26 protein-coding genes are annotated in these 24,735 nt (G+C 59.2%); 21 read left to right on the forward strand and 5 right to left on the reverse strand.

All coding sequences use genetic code 11. From position 1 onward, the window contains the following. The first annotated feature begins 971 nt into the window (after window positions 1-971). The 5 genes from ACE3OA_RS00335 to ACE3OA_RS00355 all read left to right on the forward strand — a co-directional run bounded on the left by ACE3OA_RS00335 (window position 972) and on the right by ACE3OA_RS00355 (window position 5,144). Entirely contained in the window at window positions 972-1,958 is a 987-nt protein-coding gene (locus ACE3OA_RS00335) for a DNA cytosine methyltransferase (protein ID WP_374306604.1), read from the forward strand. Further along, window positions 1,955-2,494 (forward strand): hypothetical protein, encoded by a 540-nt coding sequence (locus ACE3OA_RS00340; RefSeq protein WP_374306606.1) that lies wholly within the window; start codon window positions 1,955-1,957, stop codon window positions 2,492-2,494. Before ACE3OA_RS00335 ends, ACE3OA_RS00340 begins: the two co-directional genes overlap by 4 nt. Next, window positions 2,495-2,641 carry a hypothetical protein gene (locus ACE3OA_RS00345; RefSeq protein WP_374306609.1) on the forward strand — a complete coding sequence of 49 codons (147 nt, stop codon included), beginning with the start codon at window positions 2,495-2,497 and terminating at the stop codon, window positions 2,639-2,641. Window positions 2,642-3,334: 693 nt separating this feature from the next. Next, a complete protein-coding gene (locus ACE3OA_RS00350) occupies window positions 3,335-3,829 on the forward strand; it encodes a cupin domain-containing protein (RefSeq protein WP_374306611.1) in 495 nt (164 codons plus the stop codon). A 103-nt stretch (window positions 3,830-3,932) separates the two neighbouring features. Further along, window positions 3,933-5,144, forward strand: a complete 1,212-nt coding sequence (locus ACE3OA_RS00355; RefSeq protein ID WP_374306612.1) for an MFS transporter — start codon at window positions 3,933-3,935, stop codon at window positions 5,142-5,144. Between the two features lie 8 nt (window positions 5,145-5,152). Here the strand turns inward: ACE3OA_RS00355 and ACE3OA_RS00360 are convergent, their stop codons facing one another. Then, on the reverse strand, window positions 5,153-7,246 hold the full coding sequence (locus ACE3OA_RS00360) for an adenylate/guanylate cyclase domain-containing protein (RefSeq protein ID WP_374306615.1): 2,094 nt from the start codon (window positions 7,244-7,246) through the stop codon (window positions 5,153-5,155). Further along, complete coding sequence (locus ACE3OA_RS00365) at window positions 7,246-8,136, reverse strand: LysR family transcriptional regulator (RefSeq protein WP_374306617.1); 891 nt, start codon at window positions 8,134-8,136, stop codon at window positions 7,246-7,248. Before ACE3OA_RS00365 ends, ACE3OA_RS00360 begins: the two co-directional genes overlap by 1 nt. 188 nt (window positions 8,137-8,324) lie before the next feature. On the opposite strand from ACE3OA_RS00365, the gene ACE3OA_RS00370 reads away from it, so the two are divergent. From ACE3OA_RS00370 to ACE3OA_RS00380, 3 genes are all read left to right on the forward strand, one after another. Then, window positions 8,325-9,170 (forward strand): 3-hydroxybutyrate dehydrogenase, encoded by an 846-nt coding sequence (locus tag ACE3OA_RS00370; RefSeq protein ID WP_374306619.1) that lies wholly within the window; start codon window positions 8,325-8,327, stop codon window positions 9,168-9,170. A 13-nt stretch (window positions 9,171-9,183) separates the two neighbouring features. Then, window positions 9,184-10,281, forward strand: a complete 1,098-nt coding sequence (locus tag ACE3OA_RS00375) for a patatin-like phospholipase family protein (protein WP_374306621.1) — start codon at window positions 9,184-9,186, stop codon at window positions 10,279-10,281. Between the two features lie 207 nt (window positions 10,282-10,488). Beyond that, complete coding sequence (locus ACE3OA_RS00380) at window positions 10,489-10,758, forward strand: DUF2282 domain-containing protein (RefSeq protein WP_374306622.1); 270 nt, start codon at window positions 10,489-10,491, stop codon at window positions 10,756-10,758. A 259-nt stretch (window positions 10,759-11,017) separates the two neighbouring features. Here ACE3OA_RS00380 and ACE3OA_RS00385 read toward each other — a convergent pair whose 3' ends face one another. Further along, window positions 11,018-11,227 (reverse strand): hypothetical protein, encoded by a 210-nt coding sequence (locus tag ACE3OA_RS00385; protein ID WP_374306624.1) that lies wholly within the window; start codon window positions 11,225-11,227, stop codon window positions 11,018-11,020. Window positions 11,228-11,236: 9 nt separating this feature from the next. On the opposite strand from ACE3OA_RS00385, the gene ACE3OA_RS00390 reads away from it, so the two are divergent. The 5 genes from ACE3OA_RS00390 to ACE3OA_RS00410 are packed head-to-tail and all read left to right on the forward strand — an operon-like array spanning window position 11,237 to window position 15,012. After that, window positions 11,237-11,572: a hypothetical protein gene (locus ACE3OA_RS00390; protein ID WP_374306626.1), complete on the forward strand. Its 336-nt coding sequence runs from the start codon at window positions 11,237-11,239 to the stop codon at window positions 11,570-11,572. Between the two features lie 24 nt (window positions 11,573-11,596). Beyond that, entirely contained in the window at window positions 11,597-12,076 is a 480-nt protein-coding gene (locus tag ACE3OA_RS00395; RefSeq protein WP_374306627.1) for a DoxX family protein, read from the forward strand. A gap of 10 nt (window positions 12,077-12,086) precedes the next feature. Continuing rightward, window positions 12,087-13,370, forward strand: coding sequence for an NAD(P)/FAD-dependent oxidoreductase (locus ACE3OA_RS00400; RefSeq protein WP_374306628.1), 1,284 nt, complete (start codon window positions 12,087-12,089; stop codon window positions 13,368-13,370). Between the two features lie 3 nt (window positions 13,371-13,373). Continuing rightward, window positions 13,374-14,231, forward strand: a complete 858-nt coding sequence (locus ACE3OA_RS00405) for a DUF692 domain-containing protein (protein WP_374306630.1) — start codon at window positions 13,374-13,376, stop codon at window positions 14,229-14,231. Further along, on the forward strand, window positions 14,215-15,012 hold the full coding sequence (locus ACE3OA_RS00410) for a putative DNA-binding domain-containing protein (RefSeq protein WP_374306631.1): 798 nt from the start codon (window positions 14,215-14,217) through the stop codon (window positions 15,010-15,012). Before ACE3OA_RS00405 ends, ACE3OA_RS00410 begins: the two co-directional genes overlap by 17 nt. 33 nt (window positions 15,013-15,045) lie before the next feature. On the opposite strand, the gene ACE3OA_RS00415 is transcribed toward ACE3OA_RS00410, so the two are convergent. After that, window positions 15,046-15,939 carry a LysR family transcriptional regulator gene (locus ACE3OA_RS00415; protein WP_374306632.1) on the reverse strand — a complete coding sequence of 298 codons (894 nt, stop codon included), beginning with the start codon at window positions 15,937-15,939 and terminating at the stop codon, window positions 15,046-15,048. A 150-nt stretch (window positions 15,940-16,089) separates the two neighbouring features. Here ACE3OA_RS00415 and ACE3OA_RS00420 point away from each other — a divergent pair, with 150 nt between their 5' ends. The 5 genes from ACE3OA_RS00420 to ACE3OA_RS00440 all read left to right on the forward strand — a co-directional run bounded on the left by ACE3OA_RS00420 (window position 16,090) and on the right by ACE3OA_RS00440 (window position 20,672). Then, window positions 16,090-16,641 (forward strand): carboxymuconolactone decarboxylase family protein, encoded by a 552-nt coding sequence (locus ACE3OA_RS00420; protein WP_374306633.1) that lies wholly within the window; start codon window positions 16,090-16,092, stop codon window positions 16,639-16,641. Window positions 16,642-16,681: 40 nt separating this feature from the next. Continuing rightward, window positions 16,682-17,293: a glutathione S-transferase family protein gene (locus ACE3OA_RS00425; protein WP_374306635.1), complete on the forward strand. Its 612-nt coding sequence runs from the start codon at window positions 16,682-16,684 to the stop codon at window positions 17,291-17,293. Between the two features lie 71 nt (window positions 17,294-17,364). Continuing rightward, on the forward strand, window positions 17,365-19,428 hold the full coding sequence (locus tag ACE3OA_RS00430; RefSeq protein ID WP_374306636.1) for a pyridoxamine 5'-phosphate oxidase family protein: 2,064 nt from the start codon (window positions 17,365-17,367) through the stop codon (window positions 19,426-19,428). Between the two features lie 86 nt (window positions 19,429-19,514). Beyond that, on the forward strand, window positions 19,515-19,760 hold the full coding sequence (locus ACE3OA_RS00435) for a helix-turn-helix domain-containing protein (RefSeq protein WP_374309184.1): 246 nt from the start codon (window positions 19,515-19,517) through the stop codon (window positions 19,758-19,760). A 165-nt stretch (window positions 19,761-19,925) separates the two neighbouring features. Next, a complete protein-coding gene (locus ACE3OA_RS00440) occupies window positions 19,926-20,672 on the forward strand; it encodes a type 1 glutamine amidotransferase domain-containing protein (protein WP_374306638.1) in 747 nt (248 codons plus the stop codon). A 129-nt stretch (window positions 20,673-20,801) separates the two neighbouring features. On the opposite strand, the gene ACE3OA_RS00445 is transcribed toward ACE3OA_RS00440, so the two are convergent. Next, window positions 20,802-21,746, reverse strand: a complete 945-nt coding sequence (locus ACE3OA_RS00445) for a GntR family transcriptional regulator (RefSeq protein WP_374306640.1) — start codon at window positions 21,744-21,746, stop codon at window positions 20,802-20,804. Between the two features lie 149 nt (window positions 21,747-21,895). Between ACE3OA_RS00445 and ACE3OA_RS00450 the strand changes: the two genes are divergently transcribed. The 3 genes from ACE3OA_RS00450 (at window position 21,896) to ACE3OA_RS00460 (ending at window position 24,660) form a co-directional block, all read left to right on the forward strand. Then, a complete protein-coding gene (locus ACE3OA_RS00450; protein ID WP_374306642.1) occupies window positions 21,896-22,906 on the forward strand; it encodes an ABC transporter permease in 1,011 nt (336 codons plus the stop codon). Further along, complete coding sequence (locus tag ACE3OA_RS00455) at window positions 22,903-23,667, forward strand: ATP-binding cassette domain-containing protein (RefSeq protein WP_374306644.1); 765 nt, start codon at window positions 22,903-22,905, stop codon at window positions 23,665-23,667. Before ACE3OA_RS00450 ends, ACE3OA_RS00455 begins: the two co-directional genes overlap by 4 nt. Window positions 23,668-23,745: 78 nt before the next feature. After that, window positions 23,746-24,660, forward strand: a complete 915-nt coding sequence (locus tag ACE3OA_RS00460) for a sugar ABC transporter substrate-binding protein (RefSeq protein WP_374306645.1) — start codon at window positions 23,746-23,748, stop codon at window positions 24,658-24,660. Window positions 24,661-24,735: the final 75 nt, after the last annotated feature.

Genomic DNA, 24,735 nt, shown 5'->3' on the forward strand with positions numbered 1-24,735 from the left:
GAACTCACTGTCTGCTTGGCGGGACACCGACTTGGCACTTCCTTGGTGTAGAGATCTGCGTTGATTATTCGTTGCCGCCTATTCGCCGAAAAGACGGCATTCCTGAAAAGTTTTTTGCCAGTATGGAACACGGCAGTGGGCAACGGTCAACGTATCGCCAGCGTCGCGCAGCGCCTCGAGGACGCCTTCGCTGAGGTCCCCACGGCCCAGGAGTAGACCAACGCGCTTCCGTGGCTCAGCCGTAGGCGCCTGATACTTCGGATTTCAAAGCATCAAGACGTAATCCAGGGCAGCCAGGTCGCCATTTATTTTAGTGAACACGGCCGAAAGATCGTCCTGGCCAGTGCGAGTTCGCTGCGCTTTTGCAGCACTTCAGTGAAAATCTTCGACATGAGAACCCCTGAATGAGTGTCCATTCAGGATGACTTGCTTTGTTCGAAAGGGGTGGTCGCCAAAGCGTCTTTGTGGCGCAGGCTTTCCTCGCAAAGAAGTTATCTAGCGCCACCAATGATTCAGTGCGCAGGCAGCATCAAACGCTCGCAGAACGAGGCTATTCTCGGCCAATGCCTAAAGGCAGATCAGATTTCCGATGCATGTAGATCGAGCATTCTCCTGGACCACCCATACTGCTGTTGAAGCAGTCGACCGCGTTGAAGGAGGACGTTCTTGCCGGGGCAATTCGAGAGGCTCCTCGCCGCTAGGCTGGATGAACAATCGCAGCCAATTTTTTTGACAACCCCTGCAGATGGCTACTGCGGTCAACATTTTTGGCCCAAGATTCTGCGTTAGGCTCGAAAATTATTGTTGATAAAAGGTAAAATGTGCCGTGTCATAAATATATGAGTTCAATGTGTCAGAGATGGAAAATAAAAATGGTCAATATCAAAGTAAATAGGCGAACATCAAATAATACATCGAGAAATTCTCGAGCTGGTAGGCGGAGTGCCCAGCGCCGAATTCGTTGGCAATCCGTGAGCAAGCTTTTGTCGAGAGCTACTCTCAGTCATGCAAGCATTTGCTCGGGCATCGGCGGCGACCTCTTGGCGTTCGAGCAAGCGGGGGTCACAGCGAGACACCACTTTATCAGCGAGATCGACAGCAAAGCAGCGCAGGTTCTCGCCCTGCATTTCCCGAACGTCCCGAACATTGGAAATTTTAATTCACAGTACTGGAGAGATGATGAAACGCCACAAATCGACATTCTCAGTTGCGGCCTCCCCGGCCAAGCGCACTCCTACGCCAAGGGCGGACAGCCGAGCGACGCTAGTGAAATCAGCCCAGAACTGCTTGATTTCGTCGAGCTGTGCCGGCCAGCTTGCGTCGTCATCGAAAGCGTCAAAGGATCAATCGGTGCAGAAAATGGTCGGCACAACCGCCGTCTCCTGCGAGGGCTCAGGGAAGCCGGCTACAAAACCGCGCAGGCCTGCCTGGACGCTCGATCTTTCGGCGCGTCAATACGATCCGAGCGTGTCTGGACAATCGGCTTTCTCGGTCCTGCGGGAAGAGGCTGCGGCGAGATATTCTCTCTCGCGCAAGGCGATGCGAGGCGTGCTGCGAAGGGCGAGAAGAAGAGGAGCCGTACTACCGCCCGCCCTCGAGCGCGCACTGATATCCTGCATCCGTCGGCGATAGGGACCTTGATGGCAAGCGGGGCCGGTATGATCCGCACCGCCGGGTTCGGTGGCGAACTCAATTCGATTATCGTTCAAAAACTGGGTCGCAAGATAATCTGTCGATATCCGACGCGACAGGAATGCCTGCGCCTGCAGGGGTTTCCTGAATGGTGGCTGGACCATATTGCCGAGTTCCCCCATCGCGAAAAGCTGCATGCATGCCGATTGATAGGGAACGCAATGCAAGTGCAGGTTGCCGCATTCTTGTTCAGGCGCGTTGCTCTCCAGCTGCTGCTTGCAAAAGCGCAGGAGGCCAAGGCGCATAGTGAAGGACAGCACAAATGACCGAAACAACCATGAATACGAGCGGTACAGTGGTGCCATTTCCAATCGACCGAATTGATCGGTCGGAAGGTGACGTAGAAGTGCCGGAGGTATCCTTTGACATCACCATAACTTATGGTAACCGGCATAAGATTCTCGTGAACTTGGCGGCAGAGCAACATGACGATATTCACAGGTCGCTAATTCAGGAATTGGCAGACATCTATGATGTATTGACCGAAGCCATCGAGATTCTCGGCTCAGAAGGGCAACTGCCAGCATTGTCGATCAAGATGAATGTGGGCCTCGAGCAAACTACTGACGTTGGTCCGGCGATATCTCAGCTGGTGTTTTTATGTCAATATTCTCAAAAAGATAGGCGTTCCTCGGAGAGTTTTCCTGATAAAGTCACGCCGGAACTTCTGAATGCCATGGCGCGCGCGCATTTTGCCGTCATAGGCAAGGAAGCAGCTGAGGCAGAGCTAGCGGTTGCGACAAAATCACTGAACAACGCAATGCTCCTGCACGGCATGCTGGAGGCGGAACAAGCTGATTGAGTGCCACTGGCAAGACTCAGTGTCTTCGATCGCAACGGTCAGAAGCAGGCTCTCACTTTGCGCCAGCTCCTGAACTGGCCCGAGGCGGCGATTGCCGCGCGCAAGCTGTCGGCGAAGGAAAGGTCAGACAGCCTGCTGCTGATCTAGGCCGATTTAGCGCACGCAACTGAGATCGTCTCTGGCTTCGTCCAACTCGGCAGCAGGGCGGAAGCATTTGCTAAGTCCGCAGAGCAGCGCATAGCGGAAATTGTCACCACCAGCGCTTTTACTGCCCCCCATCTTGCCGAAAGCTCCTGCATCTCTCTCCGGCCACAGCGGCCCTGCCATGTCTGAGCCTACGGCTTCGTCGAGGATTGCACCCATGACAGGCGCAAGTTCCGCTGACCGACATCGTCTCTTAGACGCGGTTGTGGGGCTCAATCTCCAAGCTCATCCTGACGGCGCTCCTTACCGACCGGCCGAACATCGTCCGTGGTGCCGACATTCATCGGAAGCATCGCGTCAATAAGCAGCATCTTTTTGACGTGGCAAGTGGCGCTTGTCTCGATTGACCGAGCATCTGTCAGCGAACGCGCATGGCGCGGGAAATTCTTTAGCTATCTTGTGGGGCATCAACATAGACATCTAGAGTCGGCTGCGGTGCGAGAGTCGAGTTATATTCATTAGTGGCGATAGCTTCGCAAAGAAACTGAGTGAAAGCAGAAATCAACTTCGATACTTCCGCCTATCAGATCCATAGCCAGTCGGCATTTTCCTGATTGCAGGCAATCCGCGATCCTTCTCCAGGTCGCCAGGGCTCGTGAGGTGCCTGGCATTCATAAGTGACATGGAGAATGAGTCATGATTGCCGTTGCGAGAAGCCGCCGGAATGTCTGGCGCAAGATTTCGATGGCCGCTCTTGCGGCTGGTATTTCACTGATGGCGGCGGGTGCTGCCCAGGCTGGTTCCTGCCCGGCCAATCAGATGGGCATTGATCTGACCAAGCCCGGGCCGATGGAGCCCAAGGGCGTCACCGATACTGTCCTTGCCAGCACCGACCTGTCGAAAGAAATGGTGGCGCTTGGCGACCATCAGTTCCGCCTGCGCCGCCTGGAGGTACAGCCCGGTGGGATCGTCCCGTGGCACGCCCATGCAGACCGACCGGCGATGATCTATGTGGTCAGCGGTACCGTCGTTGAGCATGCCAGCAATTGCGCGGTGCCGATCGTGCACAAGGCCGGCGATGTGGCCCCGGAAACCCACGTCACGTCGCATTGGTGGGAGAACACCAGCAAGAAGAAGGCCGTGCTGATCTCGGTCGACATCCTGCACGATGCCAACGACATGAACATGTAAGCCCAAGAACTGCAGGTGGTACCCATACGCCTGTGTGAGACGCGTGATGCCGGGACCGTCCCTCTTGGCGTCACGCGTTTTCTTTTACCTGTGGAGTAGGGCGATGAATTTGCCGTCTGCATTGCCGCTATCGCGCCTGGAACGCGAGGTGCCGCGCCTGTCGGGCATCTACAATCTGATCGTCATCGGCCTGATCGCCTTCCTGACGCTCGTCGACCTGTTCGCAACCCAGGCAATCCTGCCGGCCCTGGCGGCCGCCTATCGGGTCAGCCCGGCGGCCATGGGTGTCGCTGTCAACGCCAGCACTTTCGGCATGGCGATCGCCGGATTGGCCGTCGCCCTCTTCAGCCGGCATCTCAATCGGCGGCGATGGGTCGTCATCAGCCTTCTTTTCTTGTCGATGCCGACATGCCTGCTCGCCTTTGCGCCGAACCTAACTGTCTTCGCCGCCCTGCGTGTCGCTCAAGGACTGTGCATGTCGGCTGCTTTCAGCCTGACGCTTGCCTATCTGGCGGAGCAATCCGGGCCGAAGGACATAGCTGCCGCTCTCTCGGCCTATGTGACGGGGAATGTCGCCAGCAATCTTTTCGGCCGGCTGATGTCGGCGACGATTGCCGATCATCTGGGGCTTGCCAGTAATTTCTACATTTTCGCTGGACTCAATCTAGCCGGCGGGCTGCTCGCTTATCTTACCTTGACGCGTGCTCAGCCGATGTCCGCCATGAGCGGGGGGCATCGAAAAGCCATGGCGGTGTTGCGTGAGCATCTTTCCAATCCGCAGCTGCGGGCCGCCTTCGGACTTGGCTTCCTGATCCTCTTTGCCTTCATCGGGACATTCACATATGTCAATTTCGTCCTGGCGGGCCCACCCTTCGGCGTGCACCAGATGCAGTTGGGGCTCGTCTACTTCGTATTCGTGCCATCCATGCTGACCACGCCGCTGGCCGGTATCGCCGCTGTACGCTTTGGTACACGGCGATCCTGTCTCGGCGGCCTTGGCCTCGCATTGATCGGATTACCCCTGCTTCTGGCACCGTCGCTGAGCTTGGTCCTGGCCGGCCTTTGCCTCATCGGAGCCGGAACTTTTTTCGCGCAGGCAATCGCTACCGGCTTTGTCGGGCGCGCTGCAGCCGGAGATCGCGGCGCCGCGGGTGGGCTCTACCTCGCCAGCTATTTCCTCGGCGGACTTGCCGGCAGCTTCGTGCTTGGCCAGCTGTTTGGTACCTGGGGCTGGGCCGCTTGCGTGTCCGGGATCGCTCTGTCGGTGGGTGCCGGCCTCACTCTGGCGAACAGATTGGTATTGGCGCGGGATTGAGACCTGGTCTATTTGTTCATGGCGACCGCAATGCCGGTCCATGATTTCGGCGGCGGCAAGCTGGCGAATTCCTCGCAACGTTGGATCATGATCACTGACGGGCCGTCATTGCCACGACTGCGGATGACCTGCTGGAAGAGGTCTGCTGCGCGGGTCCAGTCCCGCTCGAAATAGGCATCGAGGCCCGCCTCATAATCCGCGATCCAGTCCGGCTTGGGGGCTTCGTCGGTCGCGTGTCCGACAAGTTCAAAGATCTCAAGGCCATGCTTGCGCCCATAGACCGCGACACGGTCGAGTTTGCGCAATATGAACGCGCCGCCCAATGCCGCCGCGGTTTCCTCGCCGATCAAGATGTCGGTGCCGTATTGCTTGTTAAGCGATTCGAAGCGGCTGGCAACATTCACGGTATCGCCAAGCGCGGTATAGTTGAGCCGATCATGGGAGCCGATATTGCCGACCAGGGCCGGTCCGGTGTTGATGCCGATGCGCAGGCCCGGCACTGCCGTCAAGCGCCAGGCATTCTCGGCGAGCATGCGCTTGAAGCGATCCCGACACGCCAATGCCGCCAGGCAAGCTGCTTGTTCGGGTGTCGCATGCGGCCCTGGGGCGTTCCAGAAGGCCATGACCGAATCGCCGATGAACTTGTCGATCGTGCCCCCGGTCGCGTGGATGGCCTGGGACATGTCGTCGAGATGGGCACCCAGGAAGGAAACCATGCGCTCCGGATCAGCTTCAGTGAGCCCGGTAAATCCTGCAAGATCGCTGAACAACACCGTCAGTTCACGGCGCTGGCCGCCCAGCTTGGCTTCGATTCCCTCGCTCACAAGGGTCCTCACCAGATCCGCCGGCAGGTATTTCCGGAAGGAGCTGAGGCCAGCACTCATCTGCACCAGGCTGCGCGAAAGCTGGTCGAATTCGCGCAGGAAGGAATGTTCGTAGTTCACGGCATGGAGATCAAAGCCGCCAATGGCCCGCAACTGGCTGGCGATACCGGCGAGCGGGCGCGTCACCAGGCGATCCGCCACCAGGAATGCGCTGCCGGCGACCAGAGCTGCCAGGATCAGGACGAGTATATAGAGTCTGCGGGTGGCTGCCGGGATGTCGCCGAGAATATCCGCCGTCGGAATGGCGATGACGAGCGACCAGTCCTGATAGGGCAGGCGAGAGATATTGAGATAGTAGTCCCGCCCCGTCAGCGGGTCGCGTCCCATCATGCTGCGCGGGCCCGCCAGCTTCGCCAGCTGTTCCGGCCGCGCGTCGATCCCCGCTGCAATGGCGCGCCGCCCTGAATCATGCGTGTCATTGAGGGTTTGCCAGCCATTCTCACCCAGGACGCGATCATCCGGTGCCAGGATGAGGGCCCGCCCGCTCCGCGTGATTTCCAGGCGATCGACAAATTTCGCCAGACGTGAGAGATCGATGCTGACAGCCAGAACGCCGATGTAACGACCGTAAAGTGTCAACTTGCGCGATATGGTGATGGCGGGATGCTCACCCGTCGGGAAAGTTCGGTTTTCGCTCCAGACGGCGCCGTCCTGTGTCTGTGCAGCCTGATACCAATCCTGCGCCGTGGCGTCGAAATCACTCGGCGTCTGTGTACGGGTTTGAAATAGAATATCACGGTTCGTAGCCAGATAGCTGTCGACCCGGAAATTATTGGCGGCCTGCGTGCCGCGCTTCACTTCGACCATGCGGATATTGTTGTCGGCGTCCTTGCGCGCGCCGAAAAAGCTGCCATCCGGCCAGCCGAACGAAACCCAGGTGAGATCTGCATTGGATTGCAGCAAGGATAGAAAGACGAATTCCCGCTTGGCTTCGTTGTCGATCCGGATCACATCCTGGAAGAACACTGTATGCAGCGACGACAGGGCTGATTCAGCGCTGCCGACCTTGCTCTTGATGTCTCGGGTCACGGAACTGGTGATGCGGCTGTTGATCTGGGATACCAGTTCCGCCGCGTTTCGATCGGCGCTTCGCTGCCAGTTGATGTGCACGAGCCCGGCGATCAGGAAGCAACCCGCGGCCATAAGGAGGCCGAGCGCCAAGCGGGCGCTGAGGCCATTCTTCGCCGTCGCGCTGCCAAGAGGGAGGGTGGTGGGCATCAGGCGCCCATCTGCTCCGGCCATTTATGATGGTCGATTGCTTTGACAAAGGTTTGCACGGCTGGGGAAAAGCGCCTGCCGGCGACGCTGATCAGATAGACCTTGCGCGTAACCTCCGGATCAACGACGCGGCGGATGCAGAGGCCGGGAAGGACAGGGGAGAATTCGGGAATGAAGCAGATGCCCATGCCAGCCATGACCATGGTCTGGATCCAATCCTCGCGCTCCGACCGGTAGACTTCCTCAAGCATGACCATGCGTTCGGTCAGGATGTTGTCGAGCCGTTCGTAATATTCGCAATTGACCCTGGCGAGATAGGATTCGCCGCCGATCTCCTTGATCGGCACGGCCTTGAACTGTTCGTAGCGGTGGCCGGGCGGGAAGGCGACGGCGAAATGCTCTTCATAGAGCAGCCGCATTGTCAGCCGCTCGTTTTCGCTTTCCGGTAACGTCATGATGGCGACATCCAGAGCGCCGGACATCAGCAGTTCCGTCAACTCTTCGGGCACGCCCTCGATCAAGCTGACGTCGACGCCGGGGTGGTCGGCCCGGAAGCGCGACAGGAAGCCGATGAACCGCATCGGGCCGATCGTGCACATCACCCCCAGTTTGAGGGGCGCGTCCTTGAGGTGAAGGAAGCTCTTGGCGGTCGTCCTGGCCTGCTCGCTCTGGGCGAGGACCGCTTCCAATTGCGGGCGCACCAGATGGCCGAGATCGGTGAGATGGGTGAGTTTCCGCTCTCGCCGGAACAGCAACCCGCCCAGCTCTTCCTCGAGTTTCTGGACGGCACGGGTCAAGGCGGGCTGGGTGACGTTGCATTGCTCCGCTGCGCGCGTGAAATTCAGCGTTGTACAGACGGCCAGGAAGTAGCGGATCTGATGCATTTCCATGATCGATTTTTCCCTGCCAATGACCTTCTGGACCAATGGGTCCGTTGGCTCATCCCGACTATACCCTGCAGGCATGGATGGGGCGATGCTGATGCGGCATCAATTCCATAGGGACCCGGCATTTCCTGACTGGCGCGGCCTCCGCCAGATTGGTCGCATTCCAATCTCCTGTTAAGGAAATGCCAGCGATGAATACGATTACCCCCGAAAACGAGGGGCGGGAAACCGGTTCCTCGACCTTGGCCAGCCGGGCGCTTTCCGGCCGCGTTGCCATCGTCACCGGTTCGACCAGCGGGATCGGCCTTGCCATTCTGGAAGAACTCGCCAGGGCCGGCGCCCATGTCGTGATGAACGGATTTGGCGATCGTGCCGAACTGGCGGTGGCGGCGGGGCGGATCGCGGCCAGCCATGGTGTCGACATCCCCTTTCATGGCGCAGATATGAGCCGCCCGGCCGAGATTGCCGATCTGGTCAAGCTCGCCGAAGACCGGTTCGGCCGGGTTGATATCCTGGTCAACAATGCCGGTATCCAGCATGTGGCGCCGATCGATACTTTCCCGGCCGACCGATGGGATGCCGTCCTGGCCATCAATCTTTCGTCGGCCTTTCACGCGACGCAACAGGTATTGCCCGGGATGAAGCGCCGCCGTTTCGGGCGCATCATCAATATTGCTTCGGCCCATGGGCTGGTCGGTTCCCCCTTCAAATCCGCCTATGTGGCGGCAAAACACGGTGTCTTGGGCCTGACCAAGGTGACGGCCCTGGAAACGGCGGAAATGGGCATCACGGCGAACGCCATTTGCCCGGGCTATGTCTGGACCCCCTTGGTCGAGAAGCAGATCACCGCACAGGCCATGTCGCACAACATCGACAGGGCCGAAGTCATCCGCAATGTCCTTCTCGCCCAGCAACCCAACAAGCAGTTTGCCGAGGCAAGCGAAATCGGCGCCCTGGCCGTCTTCCTGGCGGGCGAGACCGCGCGATCCATCACCGGGGCTACCTTGTCCGTCGATGGCGGCTGGACGGCGCATTGAAGGAGATTTTGCAATGAATACCTTGTCTTCGCCGAAGCGCCATACCGACGATGCCGCAGCCGCCGGCAGATCGACGATCGATGAGATGACGGTGCGGCGTATCAATCTCGCTTTGCAGGGCGGCGGCGCCCATGGCGCTTTCACGTGGGGCGTATTGGACCGGCTCCTGGAGGATGAGCGCATTGAATTCGATGGGATCTCCGCGACCTCGGCCGGCGCCATGAATGCGACCGTGATGGTATACGGCTATCAGGAAGGCGGCCGTGCGGGGGCCAAAGCGGCGCTCGCCAATTTCTGGCGCCGCATTGCCCATGCAGCTCGGCTGTCGCCTTTCCAAGCAACCTGGTGGGACAAGATTACGGGCAATCAGGCGCTGGAGAGTTCGCCTTCTTTCATGTGGCTTGATTTCGTCTCACGCGTCATGTCGCCTTACCAACTCAATCCGATGAATTGGAACCCCTTACGCGAGGTATTGCTGTCCTCCGTCGATTTCGAGGCGTTCCGCAGCCGGCCGCAGCCGATCAAGCTGTTCCTGTCGGCGACCAATGTGCGAACCGGGAAGGTCAAGGTTTTCGATGGCAAGGAAGTATCCGCCGACGCGGTCCTTGCCTCCGGTTGCTTGCCATTCCTGTTCCAGGCCGTCGAGATCGATGGCGAGCATTACTGGGACGGCGGCTATATGGGCAATCCGGCCATCTTCCCGCTCATCTACAATACGGACAGCGCCGATATGGTTGTCGTGCATATCAATCCCATGACACGGGATGATCTGCCGGTGACGGCGAGCGAAATCATCAATCGCATCAATGAAATCAGCTTCAATTCATCCCTGATGCGGGAAATGCGGGCGATCAACTTCGTCAGCAAGCTGATCGGCGAGCATGCCGACCATGATGATCCGACCAGGAATCTCAAGAAACTGCATATCCACTCGATTTCGGCCGAGCAGGTCATGCAGAAGCTCAGCGTTCTTTCCAAGCTGAACGCCGATTGGGACTTCCTGCTCGATCTCAAGGAAACGGGGCGCGCCCATGCCGATGCCTGGCTCGTCGACAATTTTGAGGCATTGGGCGTCAGATCCAGCGTAGATATCGCACAAACATACCTCTAGATCGCCCAACGTAGAGAACCCTGTGCCTGTTTCAAGCGCCCGGTATAGCACTGCCGGGCGTTTTTCTGTCTGGGGAACCTTCCGGATCGATGCTCAGGGGTCATCGTTTCTGTGATGAAGCGGCATTTCAGCTCTTCCCGGGCTTCGGAAATACTGCTGATGACGGCGAGGTGGTCTCGCCGCTCTTTCAGTCATCAGGAGACGAAGATGAAGATCACCAATGCCACGCTGTTTGCCGCCGCGACCGCTGCCATGGGCCTCATGAGCATTGCCGCCGCCAATGCCGGTCCGGCCACGCCGCCGTCCTATGAGTTCGAAAAGTGCTTCGGTGTCGCCGCCGGCGGCCAGAACGATTGCCAGACCGCAACCAATTCCTGCGGCGGCTCGGTCGCGGCGGGCGGTCAGGGCGATGCCTGGGTGTTCGTGCCCAAGGGCGTCTGCAGCAAGATCAATGGCGGCAGCCTCGAGCCGAAGTAACCAGATGACTATTCGGCGAGGATGACCTCTCGGGCATCCTCGCTGCTCTTCCTTACTCTATGCCCCAGGTGTCGGATTGTCTCGCTCGCTGCAGTTCCGCCATTGCATCCATCAAGGCCCCGCCAAAGGTGACGTATCGTCGATCGTTGCCGCGATCCGCGGCGATGCGTGCGGTTTGCGGCCATCGCCGCGGGGCGTCGACGCTTTGGTTGTGTTCCAAGGGGTCGCTCAGGTGATCGGTCCGAGGCGCCTGGCGGAACTATGGCAGTCCCATCGTAGCGAGGGCCGCCCGGAGGCGCGGGACCCGCGCGCCTTTGCCCCATTTCTCGCCCGTCGGGAGGTTGCGCAGGAGTATCCGGCGTTGCCCGATTTGGCGCGTCTCGATCTCGGCCTTTTTCTGGCCGGATTGACGGATCGTGAGCCCAGTATCGGCGCCTGTTGCCTGCCCGCTGGCCTGATTGCGGAGCATCCGGATCTCATGCTGCGGCTGCAATCGAACTTCCGCTACCTCAGCCTGGCCTATCCCGTTCACGATTGGGTTGCTGGGAAAGGCGTTCTGCCAAATGTCGCTGCTGACCGACCGATCCTGCTGCGCCTGGCGCCCGACCGGTCCGGCAGTGAAATCAGCATTGCCCGTGATTTGCTTTCGCCCGCCCGTTTCGCCTTCGAATCGTCGCTTGCCAGAGGGCGAACATTCGTTGCGGCGACGAGATTGGCGACGCTTCAGGATTCCGCATTCGACGGTCAAGAGGCCATCGCCTCACTGATCGATGAAGGCGCTATTGCCGATGTCATTCTGCACGCAAAGCCTTGAACGCACGCATTGAAGGAGATTCACATGACCATGCTCATGCACACCGAAGAATACACCTCTTCCACTGGCGGCGTTAAGAGGTTGCGCCGGCTTTATGATCGACTGGAGCATCTGCCGCTCAGTCTTCTGCAACTTATGGCGCGCGTCAGCATGGCGACGATTTTCTGGCGCGCGGGGCAGAGCAAGCTCGCCAATTGGGACCTCACCCTGCAACTCTTCGCCAGTGAATACAAGGTGCCGGTCCTGCCGCCGGAGCTTGCAGCACCAATGGCGGCCAGCGTCGAGCTGACGACACCCATTCTCCTTATCCTAGGGCTCGGCACTCGCATCGCCTGCCTGCCGATGATCGGCATGACCCTCGTCATTCAGACCTTTGTCTATCCGCAGAGCTGGGTCGAACATCTTACCTGGATGACTTTCCTGCTGCTTCTGCTGAGCCGCGGCCCCGGCGTCATCTCGCTGGATCATGTCATCAAGCGCATTTTTGGTCACGACGCGAAATAGGACCATCGCCATGAAGCAATCCTATCCGGCGGCCAAGGAAGATGTCTTGCCACACGTGGTCATTCTCGGTGCCGGATTTGCGGGTCTGACGGCGGCGAAGTCACTGGCCAAGGTGCGCTGCCGGGTGACGGTGATTGATCGGCGCAACTATCATCTATTCCAGCCATTGCTCTACCAAGTGGCGACGGCTGCCCTCTCGCCGGCGGATATCGCGACGCCGATCCGCAGCATTTTGCGCAAACAACGCAATGCAGCGGTTCTGATGGGCAGGGTGCAGGGAATTGATCGGCAAAGGCGTGTCGTCACGGTCGATCAGGACGAGATCGCCTACGACCAGCTTATCGTCGCTACCGGCGCGCGGCACGGCTATTTCGGTCATGACGATTGGGAAGCCGTGGCACCGGGGCTGAAGAAGATCGACGATGCCACGCAGATCCGGCGGCGATTGCTTCTCGCTTTCGAGCAGGCAGAGAGCACGTCGGATCAGAATCTGCGCAAGGCGCTCCTCACTTTTGTCGTGATTGGCGGTGGCCCGACGGGTGTCGAACTCGCGGGAGCCGTTGCCGAACTCGCGCGCCAGGCACTGGTTGATGATTTCCGCAAGATCGATCCCAGTCAGGCGCGTGTTCTCCTCGTGGAAGCGGGTCCACGCCTGTTGGCGGCCTTCCCCGAAAGCCTCTCTGCGGCGGCAGCCGAGGCATTGACCCGGCTGGGTGTGGAGGTCCTGCTTGGCCAAGCGGTAACGGACTGCACCGAAGATGGTGTGCGCCTCGGCAATATCGATATCCCAAGTCGGTCGTTGATCTGGGCGGCGGGGGTCGCTGCCTCGCCGGCGGCCCGCTGGCTGGGATGTGAAAAGGATCGGTCCGGACGGGTCATTGTCGGGCCGGATCTAACACTTCCCGGTGCAGCGGAGATTTTTGTCATCGGCGATACCGCCAGCGTCGTCAGCGACGGCAAGCCCGTGCCTGGCCTCGCCCCCGCGGCAAAGCAGATGGGCGTCTATGTCGCGAAGGTCCTCGCGGCGCGGATCAGCGGAAAAACCCCGCCACCGGCGTTCCGATACAGGCATCTGGGCTCTCTCGCCACGATCGGGCGGCAGGAAGCGGTGGCTGATTTCGGCTGGCTGCGCCTTCGTGGCCGTCTCGCCTGGTTCCTCTGGGGGATCGTCCATGTTGCGTTCCTGATCGGCGTGCGCAGTCGTACCCTGGTCGCCCTGCAATGGCTGTGGGCCTACGCAACCTATCAACGTGGCGCCAGGCTCATCACCTCGCCCGCCGCGACGGCGGATTGAAAAATGAAGGGATCTACCCAGTTGCGGTCAGGCATCGGCCTACGCGCGCCGCACCATCAGGCTGTTCAGGAGATGAAGCCTGCGGTCGGCTTCCTCGAGGCACACCCGGAGAACTATATGGGCGGCGGCGCTGCGCGACATGCCTTGCTCAAGATGCGCGACCATTATCCCGTTTCTTTGCATGGTGTGGGTCTGTCATTGGGGGGTGCCGAACCGGTTGACGCGGCGCATCTGGGCAGGTTGCGGGAACTGACGGCGTTGGTCGAGCCCTTCCTCGTCTCCGAGCATATCGCCTGGTGCCGAATGGATGGGGTCTATCTCAATGACCTGCTGCCCTTGCCCTATACCGAAGAGGCGCTGGCAATTCTGGTCGACCATGTCGATCTGGTACAGAACCATCTCAAGCGGCGCATTCTGATGGAAAATCCGAGTGCCTACGTCGCTTTCGCCCATTCACCGATCCCGGAAGGCGCCTTCATGGCGGAATTGGCTCGCCGGAGCGGCTGCGGTTTGCTGCTTGACGTCAACAATCTCCACGTCAACGCCCATAATCTCGGCGTTAGGCCACAGGATGTGATGGCTGAGTTGGCAACCAACACCGTCGGAGAGATTCACGTGGCGGGGCACCATATCGCCGAGCAGCGCGGGCGTCGCATCCTGATCGATGATCATGGCGGCCCGGTCGCAGATCCTGTCTGGCGCCTCTATCGACAGGCCATTCAGCTTTTCCCGGATACCGTGACGCTTGTCGAATGGGATAGCAATATCCCGGATCTCAAGGTCTTGGTTGCCGAGGCAAGCGAAGCTGATGCAGTGCGTCGCGACGCGTTGATAGAGGCGGAATATGACCGCGCTGGTTGATCTGCAGCGCCAGATGGCGGTATCGATCCGAGGGACCAGCGGCGAGGTGCCGATTGATGTCTTCCGACCAAGTCATCTGCCGGAAGGTGATCCGCTCAGCGTCTATCGCAATCATCACCAAATCAGTCTTTGTGCCGCTCTGGCGGTGACCTTCTCGACGATTGTCCGGCTTATAGGCGAGGAAGCCTTTCGTGTGCTTGCCTCACGGTTCCTGCAGGCCCAGCCGCCTGTCCAGCCATGTTTAGCAGAATATGGTGCGGTGTTTGGGGAACATCTCGATGCCGAGACCCTAGTAAAGGGGCTACCCTATCTTGCCGACATTGCCAGACTGGACTGGGCCATCAACCGAGCGGTGACAGCGCCTGACGCGGTGGCTCTAGATGCGGGGTTATTGGGTGCACTGTCCCCCGATGAACTGGCGGAACTCTCTGTCCGTGCACATCCGAGCCTCACCCTGCTCTGTTCCAACTTCCCGCTATCGGACATCTATCAGCTGGCCCATGACGCAGATGCCGCCGAGTCAATCACACTTGAGAGCGGTAGCGTTCGGTTGATGATTTGGCGTCATCATAACGGGACAATGACTGCGCCCGTTTCTGAGCAGGTTTTCGAAGCCTTGAAGGGTCTGGCATGCGGTGGGCAGATCCGTTCTGCGTGCGAAAAACTATCGCAGGCAGAGTTGCCCGCGTTCTTCGCCAGATACATTCTTGGTGGCGGCTTTGTAAAATGCTCGCTAGGCGAAGTAGCCGGGCATGATTTGGCGCATGCGAATGCCGCGTGATCTCCAGGTCCCCGCTTCGGTGCCGAAATCGGGTCACGCGAGCTTGGCGCGAATTCTGGGTGTGGCGAAGTCGAGGAAGGCCCGCATCTTCAAGGTGAGGGCGCCTTGGGCGACGTGGACGAAGTGGATCGGCCAGGCGGGTGGTTCAAACGCCTCGAGGACCGGCACGAGCGTTCCTGCGGCCACGGCCTTGGCGGCTTGATATGACAGGACGCGGGTAATGCCCGTGCCAGCGATCGCGGCATCGATCGCGGCCTCGGCCGTGGTGACGCTGAGACGCGTGCGGACAGGGGAGGATATTTCGCGCTTGCCGTCGTGGAATATCCAGAATTTCGACGGCACGATGTTCTCGAAGCTGACGCAATCGTGGTGGGCGAGATCTTCAAGCGTCGCTGGCGTACCGCGGCGTTTCAGGTAATCAGGGCTCGCATAGGCTGAGCGCCGCGTCGATCCAAGGCGCGTTGCCACCAGATTGCTGTCGGGCAGATTGCCGATACGCAAGGCGGCATCGATGTGATCTTCGACGAGGTTCGAGAGCCGGTCGCCGAGGATCAGGCGCAGCGTGATGTCAGGGAAGACATTCAGGAAGTCGGTCACCACCGGCAAGATATGGAGGCGCCCGAAGACGAGCGGCGCCGTCACCGTGAGTTCGCCCTTGGGCGTCACATATTCACCGGCCACTTTCCGCTCGGCCTCCTCAACCCTTCCCAGGATTTCCTTGGCGTCGGCGACATAGGCGCGCCCGGCTTCGGTCAGCTGCACCTTGCGGTTGGTACGCGTGAGCAGGCGGGCGTCGAGATGCGCTTCGAGGTCGGCCACCTTGCGGCTGACAGTGGCAAGAGGCGTTCTGAGCTGCCGGGCTGCCGCCGACAAGCTGCCGGCCTCAGTCACGGTCACGAGGAGCGCCATCGCTTCCAGCCGATCCATGCTATTCCTCCCCGATCTATCCTCTCGTTTTATGGGAGGATGATTCCATAAATGGCAATCTACCGCAAGTTTTCGGTAGGATCTAGCTTTTGAGGCAGATGACGCGCTCGGGAATTCCTCCCGCGCTTCATCCCCCAAAAGGAGGTTCACATGTCACGCATTCCGACCCCCGCCACCATCGTCGAAGCCCCGGCCGCCGCGCAGTCCCTGCTCGAGGGCGTCAAAAAGAAGTTCGGCATGGTCCCCAATATCTTCAGGCTGATCAGCAACAGCCCGACCGCCCTCAAGGGCCATCTCGACCTTGCCGATACGTTGGGCAAAGGCGCCTTGCCGCCACAGACCCGCGAGCGCATCGCACTGGCCGTCGCGGAGATCAATGGTTGCGAATACTGCCTCTCGGCCCACACCTATACCGGCAAGAACCTCGCCAAGCTCGACGACGCGGAAATCACCGCCAACCGCAGCGGCCGCTCCAATGATTTGAAGGCAGATGCGGCCGTCCAATTCGCAGCTCTGGTAACGCGCTCGCGTGGCCAGGTAAGCGAGGCTGATATCGCCGCGGTAAAGGCCGCCGGTTATGACGACGGCCAGCTGCTGGAAATCGTGCAGCATGTCGCTCTCAACACCTGGACCAATTACGTGAACGAAGTCTTCAAGACAGAGATCGATTTCCCGCGCGTCACTTTGCGTAGTGCAGCCTGACGACTTCCATCCTTTCCGCATTCATATTTGGAGACGCATCATGAAGCTCTATCATCATCCCCTGTCCGGCCATTCACACCGCGTGCGGCTGTTTCTGTCGCTGCTGAAGGTTCCGCATGAACTGATCCTGGTCGACCTCGCCAAGGGGGCTCACAAGGCGCCGGATTTCCTGAAGCTCAACCCGTTCGGCCAAGTGCCGGTCTTGGATGACGACGGCACGATCGTGACCGATTCAGTCGCCATCCTGATCTATCTTGCGAAGAAGTTGCGGCGCAGCGACTGGCTGCCCGAGGAACCGTTGGCTGCTGCGAAAGTGCAGAAATGGCTGTCCGTTGCCGCCGGCGAAATCGCCTATGGACCGGCGGCAGCACGCCTCATCACCCTGTTCGGTGCCGGCTTCCGGCCGGAAGAAGTACTGACCCGCGCCCACAATGTGTTGAAACTGATCGACGCCGAGCTGGTGCAGAGGAACTTTGTCGCGGCGGCCACCCCGACCGTCGCCGATGTGGCGCTCTACAGCTACATCGCCAGCGCGCCCGAAGGGAATGTCGATCTCTCCGGCTATCCCCATGTGCGTGCCTGGTTGGCGCGGATCGAAGCCCTTACCGGTTTCGTCGAATTCCAGAAGACGCCCGTCGGTCTGGCGGCGTAGAGATTAAGCCAGCACGGGATGACAGGGCGGACCTTCATCCCGTGCTACCCCTGCCAAAGAAAGGCCTGCAGATGACCCTCATCCAGACAAACACAGTATCGCCCTGGCATGAAGGCGAGGTCGCTCTGCAGCGCAGCGCCGGCGTTGCCGAGCGCATGGCAGATGTGGGGCGCCGGGTCATCCGCGACTACATGCCGGACCAGCATCGTGAATTTTTCGGGCAGTTGCCTTTCGTCGTGCTGGGGGCGGTCGATACCAATGGCGATGTGTGGGCAACCTTGCGGGCGGGTGAGCAGGGTTTCATGCAATCGCCGGACTCAAAGCACCTTGACGTGCGACTTGCCCGCGATCCGGGCGATCCGGCAGAGGCGGGCCTCAATGACGGGGATGCGATCGGCCTGCTCGGGATTGAGCTGCATACGCGGCGGCGCAACCGGATGAACGGCATTGTGCAGCGGCTAGATGAGGGTGGCTTCAACATCGCTGTCCACCAGAGTTACGGCAATTGCCCGCAATACATCCAGCTGCGGCAGTTTGATTTCACCCGGCCGGCAGACCGGTTCCAGCCGGTTCAGACCGTCCAGTATCTGGATAGCTTGAATGCACGCGCTCAGGCGATGATCAAGAACGCCGACACGTTCTTCGTTGCGTCATATGTCGATTTGGCCGATGGCGGTCGGCAGGTCGACGTGTCGCATCGTGGCGGCAAGCCAGGCTTCGTGCATATCAGCGAGGCTGGTGTGCTCATGGTGCCGGATTTTGCCGGCAACCTATTCTTCAACACGCTCGGCAACTTCAGTGTCAATCCACGCGCCGGGCTCGTCTTTGTCGATTTTGCGACCGGCGATCTGCTGCAGATCGCCGGTGTGCCGGAGGTCGTGCTCGATGGGCCGGAGATCGCGGCCTTCCAGGGAGCGGAGCGTTTCTGGCGCTTGGCGCCCACTCGCATCGTCTATCGCCCGGCGGCATTGCCATTGCGCTGGGCGGATGACCGCCAAGGCGCTTCGCCCAATTCGCTGATGACCGGCGACTGGACCGAGATGGCGGCACGGGTGAAGGCACAGGAACTTGCCAAGCAATGGCGGCCGTTTCGCATTGCGGAAATCAAAGCGGAGAGTGCCAGTGTGCGGTCCTTCTATCTGGAGCCGCTGGATGGCTTTGGCCTCGTCCCGCATGAAGCGGGACAGCATTTGCCGATCCGCATAACTCTGCCAGGAATGGATCAGCCGGTCATCCGCACCTATACCCTGTCGGTGGCACCCTCCGACGGCGTCTATCGTATCAGCGTCAAGCGTCAGGGCAAGGTTTCAACACATCTCCATGGGCTGAAGGCCGGCGACACGCTCGAGGTACGCGCCCCGGCTGGCAATTTTACCATCGATGCTTTGGAACCTCGGCCAGCCGTGCTGATGGCGGCCGGCATCGGCATTACCCCGATGCTCGCCATGCTGAGGCACATCGTCTTTGAAGGGTTGCGCAAGCGCCGCATCCGACCCACTTGGCTGATATACGCCGCCCGCAACGTGGAGGACCGGGCCTTCGATACCGAGATCGCCGAAATGCTGGCGAAAGGACAGGGCCTGGTCCGTCTGGTACGGGTGCTGAGCGAACCCGGAGATGCGCGCGCCAGTAAAGACTATGACATTGCCGGCCGCATCGACATGGCGTTGCTGAGTGGAACCTTGCCTTTCGGCGATTATGATTTCTATCTTTGCGGACCGGCACCGTTCATGCAGGCGGTCTATGATGGGCTGCGCGGGTTCAACATTTCGGACGCGCGCATACATGCCGAAGCGTTCGGTCCGGCATCGCTGACCCGGATCGCGGATAAGGGCGCGCGCGCCATCGTGCTGGGAGCGCCATCGAAGGAATCCGTGCCGGTCGCCTTTGCCGCCTCGGGCAAGGAGGCGCGCTGGAGTCCGGCCAGCGGATCCCTGCTGGAACTCGCTGAATCGCGCGGCCTCACGCCGCCGTTCAGTTGCCGGTCGGGGAATTGCGGTAGCTGCCGCACCAAGATCATCGAAGGCGCCGTCACCTATCACACGGCGCCCAGCGCGGATTTCACTAAGGACGAGGCGCTCATTTGCTCGGCGGTCCCGGCGGAGGGTACGGCGAGGCTGCTACTAGATCTTTGAACGAGTTACGGCTCTCAATCCATAGCAATTTGCTTCGATTCGTTATCAGGTTCTTCGATCGACACAATTCCCCAATATCGATGTCTATGAGGAGAAACTGGGGTGCCATCAAAGCATGCGCACTAAGGCATCGAAAGCAGCTGAAGCAGACTTTTCACTGCTATTTTAACAGCCAATATACCGTCAAATCGGCGGCAGAGACGCTGGGCAGGCATGCCAACGCACTGCGGCAGCGGCTTGAAACATTGCGTAAAATTGCCGGTGGCTGGGATGGTTTGGTGAAATCACCCGGGTTTCATGTAGCGCTTTGGATAAATGCCATATTGACCTAAACCGGTCAGAGCGGGCTCCATGGAAGATGTCGATCATGATTGATCAGGAACCACGATTCACCAGTCAATTCATTGCTGGCGCGTTTCGTCGATTTCCAAGAATCTTGAGTCGAGCATCAGATAGAGTGATTGTCTCCAACGAACCTACGTCAGAAGGAAGATCAGATGACTAATGCGAGCCAGGCTGCCGCCTTTCTGCGCATGCAGCAATTGATGTCGTATTCTCCTGTGCCGTCGATTTCTACGGAGCTGCTCGTGACTGCCGATGGCGATCTGAACCGGGAGCTGAATAGCTTTCTATTTGATCCCGTGACGGATTCTACTCTGCTGATAGGCAAGCGCATCGCCATCTGCTGCACCAATGGTGTTGAAGAGGTGGAGATATTGGGAGCGCATCGCTGGCTTACGGAGCACGGTGCCACGGTGCATATCGTCTCGCCGCGCATTGGCGATTTCCATCCCTCTCTCGGGCTGCGCTTTCCGCCGCAATGCGCCACGCATGTTCTGGCAATTCGTCTCATGGAAAATGCAGGCTGGTTGAAGATTGATCGCTACACGGATGAGGCAAAGGTCGAAGACTACGACGCCATCCTGCTGCCTGGTGGTTGCTGGAACCCGGATGCGCTGCGGATGGATAAGCACGCGGTGGCGCTAGTTCGCGCCATGTATGAAGCGGGCAAGCCCACGACAGCGATCTGCCACGGCCAATGGGTCATGGTGAGCGCCAGGATTCTGAAGGGGAAACGTGCAACGGCCGTATGGAATATCCAGATCGATCTCGAGAATGCCGGCGCTACGGTGTCAGACGAGCCATGTGTGGTTGACGGCAACCTGATCACTGCCCGTTTCCCCTTTGATCTGCCGCGGCTGGTGCAGGCGCTGGTTAAACAATTGTTGCCTTCGAAGATCTGATTGCGGATCCGGGCAGGGCAGCCGCTGTACCGGGAGCGCGATTGAGAGCCACACATCGCAATGTCGGTCACGCCGAGCGATACAACGAGCTGCCGGCGATCCGGTTGATGGCTACTTCCGCTACGCGAACTACACCGGTGCCGCCGCATCCCCCGAAGACGGTTCTTCTACGTCATCCGCCTGCGTGAATTCGGACGTCTTCCTCGAGGAGGAGCGCATTAATGTTTCCTTGGCCGAGGCAAGGTGGGCTCGGCAAGCGAGTTCCACAATCGAGGGATTCCGACTGAGCAGCGCCTCGATATAAGTAAGGTGCTCCTTGATCGCGACCTCGTTGCGCTGTCGCTCGTCTCGTTTGTTCCATTGGTAGTGATAGTGGAATATCAGCGTAATGATATCGAAAAAATCGTCAATGAAACGGTTTGGCGCTGCGGAATTGATTAGCCGGTGGAACCGGCTGTCGAGATCGGAAAAATCATGATAACGCGTGTCGATTTCCTCTAACAACTGGAGGTGCTGGTCGCGAAGGGCTTCTAGTTTCTGCCAGAGAGCAGACGTAGCCGGCAGAGTCGCGAAGGCCAGGGCCGAGCGCAGTTCGAAGATCTCGCGAATCTCGAATAGCTCGAGAGCAAAGCTCGCCGTAAATCCTTTGAATACCCAGCCCGCATTTGGTCGCCTTTCGATCAGCCCAAAGCGCTGAAAGCGGTTCAGGAATTCGCGGATGCCGGTTGTCGCCAATCCGAAGCGGCGTGCCAGCTGGAGCTCGTTGATACTGGTTCCCGGGCGGGTGTTGTCACGCAGCATCCATTCCATGAAGTGCTTTTCGACCTGTTCCGATATCGGAATGGTCTCCGCTTCAGCAAAGCGCGGGATCGATTCGATCGACGGCCTGCGTGTGCCCACCGTAGGAAAACCCTGTGCCCTGATGGCGCCGAGAATCTTGCGCACCGTCGTCCGGCTTACCAGGAGCTGGGCGCTCAGCTGGTTCTCGGAGGGGAGGGGAGAGCCCTCAGGCAAGTTGCCGATCAAGTCCAAGGCATCGTTGAAGGCACGCTTGAAGACCGCATCACTCTTCATTTTTCCAGACCTCTTCAGAGGTCTGTATTTTAATACATAAAAAACAAATTGACCATCTGATTTGGGATAGTTTTTATCAATAAAAAACAATCCTGGGAGATGGAGTGGTGGTCAGCGTCGTTGGAGGGCAGCAGGTTGAGACTGGCACTATGTCCGACGTTCAGGCGCGTAAACGCCAGTCCTGGGTTTCGTTGTGCCTCTCCTTACTGGGGATCGGCCCGGTCCTTATCTTGGCGGCCTTAGTTAGCGTGATTGCGGTGCTTACGCCCGACTTTCTGAAGTCCGGCAACATCGCCAACATCTTGTCGCAGACGGCTGTTATCGCGATCGTTGCGATGGGCCAGCACCTGGTGATCCTTACCCGTGGCATTGATCTTTCCGTGGGTGCCAATCTGGCGCTCGCCACCGTGGTTGGTGGCCTGGTCTATCGCCAAGTGGACTCCGCCTTCCTGGTCATGCTGACGATGCTGTTTGCGGGCGCCACGGTCGGGGCCATCAACGGTTTCGTCTACGTGTTCGGCCGATTGCCGCATCCCTTCATCATCACGTTGGCCATGCTCAGCATCTGCCGGGGTTTGGCACTGGAACTGGCCATCGGGCACACGACGATGCGTGGGATGCCAGATGCAATTGCCACCCTTGGCGGTGCCGCCTCTTTCGGAATCCCCAACTCCTTCTTCATCGTTTTTGGAGTGGCGCTGCTGATTCTCGTGATGGCCAAGGCGATGGTATGGGGGCGGTGGACCTATTCCGTCGGCGGTCAACCTGAAGCCGCGCTCAAGATGGGACTACCGGTCAAGGGCGTGTTGATCTCAACCTATGTGATCTCCGGGTTGTGCGCAGGCATTGGCGCGATCGTGCTTGCTGGCCGAACAGAAGCGGCATCCCCGCTCTATGGCAATCTGCTCGAACTCGACACAATCGCCGCGGTCATCATTGGCGGCGCCAGCTTCCTGGGGGGACGCGGGCATATCGGCCATGCCCTGGTAGGCGCCCTCATGATTGGTGTCATTCGCAATGCGCTGAATCTATTGGGCGTCGACGTATTTTTTCAAATGATCGCCATCGGCCTGATCATCGTTATCGCGGTCGAAGCGGATGTGCTGCGCAATCATCTGGAAGCGCGCGCGCGGAACCTCCAGGCAGCGAGAGCACTATGACGGCAACCCGATCAACTCCTGTCCTTGAGATTCGCGATGCGGAGAAGCGTTTCGGCGCTGTACATGCCTTGAAGGGCATCAGCCTAGAGGCGTATCGCGGCGAAGTGCTCGCTCTGCTCGGAGACAATGGCGCCGGCAAGTCCACGCTCGTGAAGTGCATCAGCGGTGTCCACGCTCTTGACGCCGGCCAAATTTTCCTGCAGGGCGAAGAAGTGTCTCTTCATTCTCCGGCAGCGGCACGCCGGGCGGGGATCGAGACCGTCTATCAGGACCTCGCCCTCTTCGACAATCTGACGCCAGCGCAGAATTTCTATTGTGGCCGCGAAATCGCGTTTCCGTCCTGGCTACCGGCGGGCCTACGCTTTCTCAGTCGAGGCAAGATGGACCGCGAGGCGGCAGTCGTTCTCGATCGTCTCAAAGTGAAATTGCCGAAGCTCGACTCGCCTGTTGCGCTGATGTCCGGGGGGCAAAGGCAAGCAATTGCCGTCGCACGTGCTTCAGTCTTTGCGCGCAAGCTGGTGATCCTGGATGAGCCAACGGCCGCATTGGGGCTTCGAGAATCGCGCAAGGTGCTGGATCTCGTATCGCAGCTTCGCGCCGAGGGTAACGCGGTCATTCTGATCACTCACAACATGGAGCACGTCGTCGAACTCGCGGACCGGGCTGTGGTGTTGCGCCAAGGTCACAAGGTCGGCGAGTTGAAGCCTGGCCGGGATAACCAGCAGCAACTGGTCTCTCTGATTGTCGGAGCCGAGGGCTGACGGAATTCGCCGTCCGCAGAGACGGCGATGCGATGGATGGGTTCACCCCGAATCCGTCCGGATGGGAGGAGAAGTGTCATGAGACTAAAATTGCTGCTTGGCGCGCTGGCACTGACCATAGCAGGGCATGGCCTTGCTATGGCCGAAGATCCAGTCAAAATAGGGTTCATCACTAAATTTCCAGTGCCGTTCTTTGCCACCATGGAAAATGCCGCGAAGGCATATGCTGAAGCGCACCCTGGTGTGGAAATCATCTATGGTCAGGGGACATCCGCCACGGATATCGAGGGGCAGATCGCCCTCATCGAATCCATGGTGACCAAGGGCGTCCAAGGCATTGCCTTGACGCCGGTCGATCCTACGGTCGCACCGGCTCTCGACAAGGCAATCGCTGCGGGGGTCAAGGTCGTGCTGATGGATAATAACATCCCGGATTGGAAGGGACGTACGGCTCTTGCGACGACCGACAATTACAATGCAGGCAAGATCGCCGGAGAATACCTGAAGACTGTTCTCAAAGACGGCGACACACTGGGCATCCTCGAAGGCGTCCCCGGCGTTCCATCTCTGGATGATCGCGTCAACGGCATGCTTGATGGACTGAAGGGCGTCGATATCAAGATTGTCGGTCGGGGTGCAACCAACTGCACCGAGGAACTCGGCATCAATGTAGCCGAGGACTTGCTGACCAAGAATCCCGATATCAAGTCCATCTTTGCGGCCTGCGGCCCGCCTGCCGCCGGAGCAGCTCAGGCGATCAAGAAAGCGGGTATTCCCAATGACAAGATCGTGCTGGCTGGGTTTGATTTCTGCTGTGGCGAGATGGAAGCTCTTGAAGCAGGCATCGAGGACGCAACTGTCGCCCAGTTCCCGGCCAAGATGGCGCAGCTTGGCGTTGATGCATTAGTAAAGGCCATTCATGGCGAGAAGGTCGACTCATTGATCGACTCCGGTGCTGCCTTGGTTACCAAGGACAACATGGCCCAGTTTTGATAATGTCGAGGCGAGGGCCGGCGAACTGCCGGTCTTCGCTCTCGATCATCTGCGGAGAACCTATTCACGATGGAT

It is taken from the genome of Dongia sp., assembly GCF_041906375.1.
GTDB lineage: Bacteria > Pseudomonadota > Alphaproteobacteria > Dongiales > Dongiaceae > Dongia.

Coding starts and splice junctions, on each gene's coding strand:
- ACE3OA_RS00340 (WP_374306606.1), top strand. CDS start 1,955: ATGACCGAAACAACCATGAATACGAGCGGTACAGTGGTGCCATTTCCA.
- ACE3OA_RS00350 (WP_374306611.1), top strand. CDS start 3,335: ATGATTGCCGTTGCGAGAAGCCGCCGGAATGTCTGGCGCAAGATTTCG.
- ACE3OA_RS00355 (WP_374306612.1), top strand. CDS start 3,933: ATGAATTTGCCGTCTGCATTGCCGCTATCGCGCCTGGAACGCGAGGTG.
- ACE3OA_RS00360 (WP_374306615.1), bottom strand. CDS start 7,246: ATGCCCACCACCCTCCCTCTTGGCAGCGCGACGGCGAAGAATGGCCTC.
- ACE3OA_RS00365 (WP_374306617.1), bottom strand. CDS start 8,136: ATGGAAATGCATCAGATCCGCTACTTCCTGGCCGTCTGTACAACGCTG.
- ACE3OA_RS00370 (WP_374306619.1), top strand. CDS start 8,325: ATGAATACGATTACCCCCGAAAACGAGGGGCGGGAAACCGGTTCCTCG.
- ACE3OA_RS00375 (WP_374306621.1), top strand. CDS start 9,184: ATGAATACCTTGTCTTCGCCGAAGCGCCATACCGACGATGCCGCAGCC.
- ACE3OA_RS00380 (WP_374306622.1), top strand. CDS start 10,489: ATGAAGATCACCAATGCCACGCTGTTTGCCGCCGCGACCGCTGCCATG.
- ACE3OA_RS00385 (WP_374306624.1), bottom strand. CDS start 11,227: ATGCTCCGCAATCAGGCCAGCGGGCAGGCAACAGGCGCCGATACTGGG.
- ACE3OA_RS00390 (WP_374306626.1), top strand. CDS start 11,237: ATGCTGCGGCTGCAATCGAACTTCCGCTACCTCAGCCTGGCCTATCCC.
- ACE3OA_RS00395 (WP_374306627.1), top strand. CDS start 11,597: ATGACCATGCTCATGCACACCGAAGAATACACCTCTTCCACTGGCGGC.
- ACE3OA_RS00400 (WP_374306628.1), top strand. CDS start 12,087: ATGAAGCAATCCTATCCGGCGGCCAAGGAAGATGTCTTGCCACACGTG.
- ACE3OA_RS00405 (WP_374306630.1), top strand. CDS start 13,374: ATGAAGGGATCTACCCAGTTGCGGTCAGGCATCGGCCTACGCGCGCCG.
- ACE3OA_RS00410 (WP_374306631.1), top strand. CDS start 14,215: ATGACCGCGCTGGTTGATCTGCAGCGCCAGATGGCGGTATCGATCCGA.
- ACE3OA_RS00415 (WP_374306632.1), bottom strand. CDS start 15,939: ATGGATCGGCTGGAAGCGATGGCGCTCCTCGTGACCGTGACTGAGGCC.
- ACE3OA_RS00420 (WP_374306633.1), top strand. CDS start 16,090: ATGTCACGCATTCCGACCCCCGCCACCATCGTCGAAGCCCCGGCCGCC.
- ACE3OA_RS00425 (WP_374306635.1), top strand. CDS start 16,682: ATGAAGCTCTATCATCATCCCCTGTCCGGCCATTCACACCGCGTGCGG.
- ACE3OA_RS00430 (WP_374306636.1), top strand. CDS start 17,365: ATGACCCTCATCCAGACAAACACAGTATCGCCCTGGCATGAAGGCGAG.
- ACE3OA_RS00435 (WP_374309184.1), top strand. CDS start 19,515: ATGAGGAGAAACTGGGGTGCCATCAAAGCATGCGCACTAAGGCATCGA.
- ACE3OA_RS00440 (WP_374306638.1), top strand. CDS start 19,926: ATGACTAATGCGAGCCAGGCTGCCGCCTTTCTGCGCATGCAGCAATTG.
- ACE3OA_RS00445 (WP_374306640.1), bottom strand. CDS start 21,746: ATGAAGAGTGATGCGGTCTTCAAGCGTGCCTTCAACGATGCCTTGGAC.
- ACE3OA_RS00450 (WP_374306642.1), top strand. CDS start 21,896: ATGTCCGACGTTCAGGCGCGTAAACGCCAGTCCTGGGTTTCGTTGTGC.
- ACE3OA_RS00455 (WP_374306644.1), top strand. CDS start 22,903: ATGACGGCAACCCGATCAACTCCTGTCCTTGAGATTCGCGATGCGGAG.
- ACE3OA_RS00460 (WP_374306645.1), top strand. CDS start 23,746: ATGAGACTAAAATTGCTGCTTGGCGCGCTGGCACTGACCATAGCAGGG.